Origin of the sequence: Peribacillus tepidiphilus (assembly GCF_009466385.1) — a bacterium.
GTDB classification, from domain to species: Bacteria; Bacillota; Bacilli; order Bacillales; family DSM-1321; genus Bacillus_BN; species Bacillus_BN tepidiphilus.
Map to the genome: position 1 here is coordinate 1 of NZ_WIAQ01000052.1, position 8,619 is coordinate 8,619.

General features: G+C 37.4%; 7 protein-coding genes and 1 pseudogene. 5 read left to right on the forward strand and 3 right to left on the reverse strand.

Translation table 11 applies throughout. From position 1 onward, the window contains the following. The 5 genes and pseudogenes from GD441_RS16380 to GD441_RS16400 all read left to right on the forward strand — a co-directional run. Window positions 1–402: pseudogene (locus tag GD441_RS16380) on the forward strand (DUF444 family protein); the annotation flags it as partial. Window positions 403–1,038: 636 nt separating this feature from the next. After that, window positions 1,039–2,493: a site-specific DNA-methyltransferase gene (locus GD441_RS16385; RefSeq protein WP_225434280.1), complete on the forward strand. Its 1,455-nt coding sequence runs from the start codon at window positions 1,039–1,041 to the stop codon at window positions 2,491–2,493. A gap of 169 nt (window positions 2,494–2,662) precedes the next feature. Then, a complete protein-coding gene (locus tag GD441_RS16390) occupies window positions 2,663–5,179 on the forward strand; it encodes a DEAD/DEAH box helicase (protein WP_153127482.1) in 2,517 nt (838 codons plus the stop codon). Between the two features lie 64 nt (window positions 5,180–5,243). Continuing rightward, window positions 5,244–5,840 (forward strand): hypothetical protein, encoded by a 597-nt coding sequence (locus GD441_RS16395; RefSeq protein WP_153127483.1) that lies wholly within the window; start codon window positions 5,244–5,246, stop codon window positions 5,838–5,840. A 170-nt stretch (window positions 5,841–6,010) separates the two neighbouring features. Continuing rightward, a complete protein-coding gene (locus GD441_RS16400) occupies window positions 6,011–6,370 on the forward strand; it encodes a hypothetical protein (protein ID WP_153127484.1) in 360 nt (119 codons plus the stop codon). A 605-nt stretch (window positions 6,371–6,975) separates the two neighbouring features. Here GD441_RS16400 and GD441_RS16405 read toward each other — a convergent pair. The 3 genes from GD441_RS16405 to GD441_RS16415 form a co-directional block, all read right to left on the reverse strand. After that, window positions 6,976–7,608, reverse strand: coding sequence for a hypothetical protein (locus tag GD441_RS16405; RefSeq protein ID WP_153127485.1), 633 nt, complete (start codon window positions 7,606–7,608; stop codon window positions 6,976–6,978). 15 nt (window positions 7,609–7,623) lie between these two features. After that, window positions 7,624–8,112 (reverse strand): hypothetical protein, encoded by a 489-nt coding sequence (locus tag GD441_RS16410; protein WP_153127486.1) that lies wholly within the window; start codon window positions 8,110–8,112, stop codon window positions 7,624–7,626. Between the two features lie 182 nt (window positions 8,113–8,294). Next, window positions 8,295–8,619, reverse strand: a 325-nt coding sequence (locus GD441_RS16415) for an IS3 family transposase (RefSeq protein ID WP_153127487.1), incomplete at its 5' end; no start/stop codon positions are given.

Below are 8,619 nucleotides of genomic sequence, written 5' to 3' on the forward strand. Positions count from 1 at the left end.
GGCGATGTAGTGGCCCGTGATGGATCAGCTCAGCAGAAAGGACCTGGAAAAGGGCAGGGTGCCGGAGACCAAGCTGGTGAGGATTATTATGAGGCTGAGGTATCTTTAATGGAGATTGAAGAAGCTTTGTTCAGTCAGCTAGAGCTTCCCAACCTGCAGCGAAAAGAGCTGGATGTAAATTTTGTAGAGAACATTGAATTCAATGATATCCGTAAAACAGGGCTCATGGGCAATATCGATAAAAAGAAAACCATGCTTACGGCCTTTAAGCGTAATGCTTTAAGCGGCCAACCGAAGTTTCATCCTATTTATAAGGATGACCTTAAATTTAAGACCTGGAATGAAGTCGTCAAGCCCGAATCCAAAGCGGTTGTTCTTGCAATGATGGATATATCGGGATCTCCGCGAAATGCATTAGGAGACGCATAGGGATCACCGAATATCAATGTTTTGTTGAAACACAGACATTATAGCGCATGAATGGAGGGCTCATTTTTCTAAGGGAAAGTTGAATAAGCCTGTTTTTGTTTTTTTTCATCAGTATGTTTTAGGAACATACCTTTGGTCTACTCCTCGAAAAGAAGAGAATTGAGCATGGACGTAAATTTTCGGTGGAATGCTCACTTAATTGGTGAATAATTAATTTGCTAGGGTAGTAATACATACACCCTGGTTCAAACCTTCCTCACCCTATAGATCCTCCTATCTACCTTCCATTATCATGGTTGGCTACATCTATCAAGAGTTGCAACTTGACTGCTTTATTGGAAAAATCCTAAATCCCTTTTCAAGCAAATGGTAGTTTTAACATGAAAAATAAAAGTTTTGCCATGACAGCAACTCTTATTTCGTAGATACTACATTTTGTTTGGGAAATCTAGTTTTTGGGAATTTTATCAGCAGATTGAATCAACCTTTTTGAAAGTGTCTGATAAAAAAGTCCAGTAAAAGATGAAATATTTTGAAATCCAATGGTAATATTTGTCGAGTTTTGTATAATTAAAGATAACTAGACCGGTAAATATTGGAGATGATAGAATGCCTACAATACAGTTTAAGGGGAAGTCTTTTGTTCAAAACCACCATTTCGGAGTGAAATATCATGAATTGATACCTCATCATGATAAAAGCCATACGGAGAGAGTTAGTCTTTACGATAATCTCATTATTCATGGGGATAACTTAAAGGCACTAAAAGCGATACTGCCTACATACTCAGGGAAGGTAAAATGTATTGTCATCGATCCACCCTACAACACTGGAAATGAAAAATGGATGTATAATGACAACGTAAATTCACCAATGATGAAGGATTGGATTGGAAAAATTGTAGATAAAGAGGATTTAACTCGCCATGACAAATGGCTTTCTATGATGATGCCACGCCTTAAACTATTAAAGGACTTGCGTGCTGAAGATGGGGTAATCTTTGTTTGTATAGATGACGACGAGCAACATCATCTTAGAATTCTGCTAGATGATGTGTTTGGACCAGAGAACTTTATCAGTAACATTGTCTGGCAAAAGAAGTACTCTCCTCAAAATGATGCTAAATTTTTCTCCGATATGCATGACCATATTCTTTGCTATGTGAAAAATACTGACGAAACATTGGGGTGGAAGCGGAATCTACTTCCAAGAACTAAAGAACAGAATAGCAGATATAAAAATAGAGATAATGACCCTCGTGGGCCATGGAAGTCTAGTGATTTACTTGTTAAAACCTATTCAAAGGAATATGACTATCCGATAGAGACCCCAAGCGGTAGAGTTGTATATCCTCCTGCAGGGAGATGTTGGAGAACTTCTAAAGAAAGACTACAGGAAATGATTGCGGAAAACCGTATCTGGTTTGGAGAAAATGGTGAAAATGTGCCTTCGATTAAGAGATTTTTAAGTGAAGTACAGGGGGGCATGGTTCCTTCGTCTTGGTGGTCAAGGGAGGATGCTGGCGATAATCAAATGGCTAGGAATGAGTTAAAGGAAATATTCGACTCTCCTCCATTTGAAACACCTAAACCAGTTTCTTTGATTAAGAGAATTCTAAAAATAGCAACTAATCCAGGTGATATAGTCCTGGACAGTTTTGCTGGAAGTGGGACTACTGGGCAAGCGGTTTTGGAACTTAACAAAGAAGAACCAGAGAAGGAGCCAAGGCGATTTATATTGGTTGAACTTGAACACTATGCAAATGAAGTAACTGCAGAACGGATTAGGAGAGTAATAAGGGGGATTCCGAACTCCAAAAAAGATTATTTAAAGAATGGTCTTGGAGGAACATTCTCTTTCTTTTCACTTGGAGAGCCAATTGAAATGGAGGCAATTCTTCATGGGAAAAGTCTACCAACCTATGAAGACCTTGCTCGATACATATTTTTCACTGCAACAGGAGAGGAATTTGACCCTTCGAGTGTTGACCAAAAAAGAAACTTTATAGGAGAAAGTAATGACTATGAAGTGTTTTATTTTATCGACCAAACATGGATTACTTGAAAAAGACCTCTTTAAATATTGAAGTAGCGGAAAGTCTAGGAGAGGTGAAAAATAAAAAACGTCTTGTGTTCGCTCCGATGAAATACCTAGATCAAGAGTACTTGCACGCTTACAAAATCGAATTCTCACAACTTCCATTTGAAATCTATCGCATAAAGGGATGAGAGCCATGGAATTAAAAGACTACCAAAAAGAGACGTTGGTTCAAATAAAGCATTATTTGGAGGCTCTTTCACTTCAAAAGGGTAAATATGATAAGTTCAAAGATTTGGATCCTGAGTATGATTCCGATTTTACAAAAAAAGCATGGGAGATGGTTTCAGACCGAACCTTTAACTCTAAACAAAACGGTATTGGTGAGTATTTGCCTAATTTTTGTTTAAAAGTTCCCACAGGTGGAGGCAAAACGCTACTTGCTACATACACCATTGATTATATTCAGAATCACTACACAAACCAGAAGACAGGATTTATTCTTTGGATTGTGCCAACCAATCAGATTTATCGTCAGACCCTTTCAGCATTGCGTAACCGGGAACATCCTTATCGACAGACCCTTGACCTTTCTAGCGGGGGTAGAACACTTATATTGGAAAAAAGTGATTACTTCACATCCCAAGAAGTAGAAGAAAACCTATGTATCATGCTTTTGATGTTGCCAAGTGCAAATCGTCAAAATAAGGAAACTCTTAAGATGTTTCAGGATGCTAGCGGTTTCGAAAACTTTTTTCCGCCGGAAGACCATCCGACAAAACATGAGAATCTTACTCAGAAAATTCCTAACCTTGATGTGTTTACAGGGGAAGACGGTTTCTTTGGAAAGCAAATAAAAACATCTCTTGGGAATACCTTAAGAATCTTAAAACCTATCATCATTATAGATGAGGGACAAAAGGCATACTCTCAAAAAGCCCAAGAAACAATTCGGGGCTTTAATCCACGGATCGTTGTGGAACTGTCAGCAACTCCGCCCTCTGCTAGCAATATACTTGTTTCTGTGTCAGGACAAGACTTGAACAAAGAAGAAATGATAAAGTTAGATTTACATGTTATCAATAAGGCAAGCACTGAATGGAAAAATACACTACTATCAAGTGTGGAAATGCGTAATTATTTGGAAAATATGGCTATTGAGTATGAATCTCGGACAGGACGATACATCCGTCCTATCGCACTCATTCAAGTAGAAAGAACGGGTAATAATCAACGTGGGGAAGGCTTTATACACGCTGAAGACGCCAAGGAGTATTTAATCAAAGAGTGTGGGATTTCTCCAGACGAAATAGCCATTAAATCTAGTGATAAAGATGACATTGAAGGAATAGACCTGCTTTCGAGGGATTGTCCCATTCGATATATTATCACCAAGCAGGCCCTTCAGGAAGGTTGGGACTGCCCCTTTGCATATGTATTGTCTGTTCTAACAAACTCTTCTGCTATAACCGCCATGACTCAGTTAGTGGGACGTGTGCTTCGCCAACCATATGCCAAGAAAACGGGCATGAAAGAATTGGACGAATGTTATGTATATTGCTACCGACAATCCTCTAAAAAAGTGCTAGATGCAATTCGTACAGGATTAACAAATGAAGGTATGGGAGATTTAGCAGGTAGCGTTGTGGAAAGTGAAGAGCGACCTCAATCAAAAGATATTGAAATCAAATATCGAGAAAAGTTTAAACACTTTGAAGGGAAAATCTTTCTTCCTCGGTTTGTTATTCAAGAAGATGGCAGATGGCGCGAAATAAGTTACGAAATGGACCTAGTGTCTAGAATTGATTGGACGAGGGTAAACTTGGAACCTGTTAAGACGATAACACTAGCATCAACTTCTGAAAAGGATGAGTGGTTGAACGTAAATCTAAGCGAGGATGAAAAAGAAGTTCTTAAAAAGACATCAGGTGGAGAAAGGATTACCGGACTTACAATCGATTATGTCTTTATGACTCGACACTTGCTCTCCATTGTACCAAATCCGTGGATAGCATATGAAATGGCAGAAAATGTCATTAGGGGATTTAGGGCAGAATACGATGACCAAACGATAGCAGCAAACCTAGTTTTTATTGTGGAAGAGTTAGTGAAACAAGTCCAGAATGAGAAGGACCGATTATCAGAAGGTATCTTTAGAAAACTGATTCAAGATAAAGTCATACGTTTCTTTATAGAGGAGACAACTGGATATACCTTACCAACTAGAATAAAAGTTAAGGAGACAAAAAGAAGGCTTACACGTGATAATGCCGAGCCGACTCAACTTTCGTTGTTTGAATATTTCCCTGAAGATGACTTCAATGACCTAGAAAAGAAGGTTGCGATTTATCTTGATAAACAGGAGAAACTGCTTTGGTGGTATCGTAATATGGCAAGAGCAGATTACTTTGTTCAAGGATGGAAGAAGAACAAGATCTTTCCAGACTTTATTTTGGCTAGGGCTCACCAAAAGAGAGAAAATGGTTACTCCACGGTTTACGTAATAGAAACAAAGGGGCTTCATCTAAAAAATGATGATACGAAATATAAACAGGACATCTTCGACTTGTGTAATGAATTGGGTAGGGAAATGTCGTGGAACGAACTTGGTTTAGAGTTCGATGAGAAGGTCATAGAATTCCAAGTAGTTTTCGATAATGAGTGGCAACGTAGATTTAATGAAATGTTTGAGAAGGATAGTAGTCTCGTCTAAGTTTCCCCCGTTTAAGCGGGGGATTTAGTACGTTAAAATGTTAGACTTGGAGGGTAGCCCCTGAATGATGGACACGAATGCATTATTTGAAAAAACAAAGGATATGGTATTGGATGTAGCCAATGCTACTGGGGAATTTGTTCCGGGAGTTCAGACAATGGTAAATTTCGCTCGTTTCAAACGGTTTAACAGTAGGTTACTGGCTTTGGAGGATCAAATCAGAGAGATATTTTTATCTATATCCAAGAGTGATATTGAATTTTTTGCAGAAAAAGTAGGAACGATGGTCTTCGAAAAAATAATGAACGAACAAGAGGATGAAAAAGCGGAATTTCTTGTGTTGGGTTTTGAAAACTGTGTGAAGAACGACATTAAGGATACTGACTTAATTTTGTACTATTTCGATTTATTAACGGAATTGAGAGTAATGGATTTGAAGAGACTGGTGTCCTTATCGGGAAGGACAGAAGCAAGACCGATAATTGCAGCGTTTGGTTCTGAAGAAGAGATGCTAATTGACGCCTCTGATACTAAACTAAAAAGGATGGGGCTTATAAAGGCAAGGACTAACTGGAGTACAGATAATGGAGAAACAATTGATGTAAGAAGTATAACAATAAGTGAAAAAGGGAACAGATTCTTGGACTTCATAGGATTTTGAAGCCTCCAAAGTACATTAGACTACTTTATCCCAGTGCGAAAGAATTGTTTCATATCTCAAAGATGAAGAATCTCAAAAGGTTTAATGTTCTCAAATGTGAAAATATTGGACAGAATGGAAATTAAGTGATTCTAACCTTTGCAAAGATTAAAATGAAGGATGTGTCTCCTATGGAAAAAAAGCCTAAAGGATTTGTAAAAAGGCGAGTAGGCATCACTGGGGGAGAAGTAAAGTTTAAAGATGCACCAACGTTTTTCCATTACCAAAGATATGACTTCCTCATGTTGAACCCGTATAAAAACTTCTATGATAGAAGCAGAATAATCAGCGTTTTTGGAAGCATAGAAGCCTGGGAAGAGTGGCGCAAAGAGGAAGTTGAAATCCACAATAAAACTGTAAAGAAGAATAGGGAAAAAAGAGTAAACGCAAGTGAAAATGCCTATAAAATTCCCGAATTTGCAGGTTATGACGAGGTATCCCCAACTTATACTATTGGGGAAGATGGGATAGCCAGACAACGTAAAGACTAAGCGACAGCGTAATGCTTTACTGTTCCATGAGAGAAATTTTCTCATCTGGGTAGTGGTTAAAGAATAAGAGACTGATTATTTTAAGTCTTTTTGTACTGTTTTCTAGGAAGAGAAATAGTCTAGTAAAAAAGGACCCCCGTCATTTGAACGGGGGTTAACAAATATAACACTAAGAATATGAGTTTGGTTGATTCTAACAAACAACGTACAAATGAAAAGAATAAGATTAAGCCCTTCTTAGATGTTGGTCCACAATAGAGCCACTACGACGATGTCTAGGGATCCAAGTCCCCTTTCTAAAATGTGCTCTCACCCAATGGTCTCTTCTGAAATGTTTTCTTACAACTGTCATGCAAATCTCTCCTTTAAAATTTATTTTGAGGAGAGATAGGTGGGATTTACCCCCTAAGTAAACGTGGCTCCCTTCTGGTCAGTTTCTCAGAGTAATGCAAATTTATATCAAATAACGCATATTTTGCACAAATTGTCATAAAAAGTATATCGTTCTTAAAGGAAATCAAAATGCGCTATACGATGAGGTCTCTCAAAAACTAATCAGTAAAAGGGGAGAAAGTCTACTTGGTTAAGAAAGAACCTTCTTTATGTTACATTGAGTCTGAAATTTCAGAAAAAGAGCACCCCTGAGGGTGCTTTTTTGTAGTTTGTTGAGTTTGCTCTTGTTCTGAGTAGATATGGAGCGGAAAATCTCGCTCAATATTTGACATTGTAACTAGTTCCTTTCTTTCCACCTCTTCGAATATAATCGTCACTGTTGGAAATACTCCATGCTTTCCTCTTTTAATATTTTCTAATCGAAATAAATCTTGGATAAGATTTCCCTTGCTAACATAACGTTTGATTAGTGAATTACAATATGCAGAGTTTTTTTCATGCTTTTTCCAAGTGGCTGTACCTATTTTTCTTTTTATGGATATACCGTATTTAATAACTCCTGACTTACTGAGAATTGCAATGTCAATTTCATTTTCATGCCCATTTTCACCTTTCAATCTTGTTTGATTGTCAATCTGTAATGGTATAGTTTGTGTAGAGATGAAATGTCGTAAAAACATGTTAATCAAGAGTTCCGTTACACCAGTAAGATTCTTTGAGTTTTTCATGTATTCGACTGTCTTTTCGTAAAAGCCATTTTTGAGGTCATAGATTTCATCACCTGTTATAGTTTGCAGGTTTGAACCTATATGTTCATTGACTAAAGAAAGTGCGTGTCTAAACATAGCATTATCTCCCGACTACTTTTTCTTACTGATTTTCTCTACGGTTGCAGCAACAAATCTGCTAACAGATTGAATCTTCTTCTGCTGCTCCAGAAGATATATTTTTTCATCTAAAATAAGTTCGATGGCAAGTTTTACTTCAGGGAATAGATCTAGGCACTCCTCTTCTGTCATTTCATGAATCCCTTTACTCAAAATACTGTAGAGTTTTCGGTTTTGCACGAGTACCTCTGGAAGATGTTCCTCTAATATTTGGATTTTTTCATCCATCCTACTCTTTTGAAACAGTAAATCATCCCATGTAGAATTTTCAGCAGCATCTTTTCTTTTCTCCTCTATGAGATTTTCAAAGATTCTTCTCAGATAGACGAAGGAACCAGCACCAACCCCATGAGAAAATAACCCTATTGCTTTTGAAAAGTCTCTATAGTCATTGCTAAGTACTTTTCGGTATTTTTCAATGGTATGGATTTCTATTGAAGCCATTGAAGGATATTGTCCCACTTTTGTTACACCATTATCTACCACCCGGAAGTAAAAAGAGTATAGGTGTGAATTGTTCCTCTGACAACTAAAGATTAATTCTAATGGAATGAGAGTTTAACTTGGCTAAAGTGTTGTTCTTCATAAAAGGATTACTTGCAATTTCGGAGACATTGTATCTATGTTGGTATGTCAGCACTAGACTAGACAATTTTTTTAAGGTGTTCTATTTTGTATTCAATTGGGCTTAAATACACCAGTGATCCGTGAATTCTTATATGATTAAACCAATGAACATAATCTTCTAATTCCAACTTTAACTGTTCTAAACTTTCAAAATATTTACCTTTTACAAATTCTGTCTTGATAATTTTAAATGTGGCTTCGGCTACTGCGTTATCATATGGGCAACCTTTCATGCTTAACGACCGTTTAATCTCGAATGTATCTAAAGCTTCATCGATTGTCTTGTTTTTAAACTCGTTTCCTCGGTCTGTGTGAAATAGTTGAATTTGTCTTAAATCAGCT

What these genes read in the sequence shown, in the direction of transcription:
- GD441_RS16385 (WP_225434280.1), top strand. Translation starts at nt 1,039, where the DNA reads ATGCCTACAATACAGTTTAAGGGGAAGTCTTTTGTTCAAAACCACCAT.
- GD441_RS16390 (WP_153127482.1), top strand. Translation starts at nt 2,663, where the DNA reads ATGGAATTAAAAGACTACCAAAAAGAGACGTTGGTTCAAATAAAGCAT.
- GD441_RS16395 (WP_153127483.1), top strand. Translation starts at nt 5,244, where the DNA reads ATGATGGACACGAATGCATTATTTGAAAAAACAAAGGATATGGTATTG.
- GD441_RS16400 (WP_153127484.1), top strand. Translation starts at nt 6,011, where the DNA reads ATGGAAAAAAAGCCTAAAGGATTTGTAAAAAGGCGAGTAGGCATCACT.
- GD441_RS16405 (WP_153127485.1), bottom strand. Translation starts at nt 7,608, where the DNA reads ATGTTTAGACACGCACTTTCTTTAGTCAATGAACATATAGGTTCAAAC.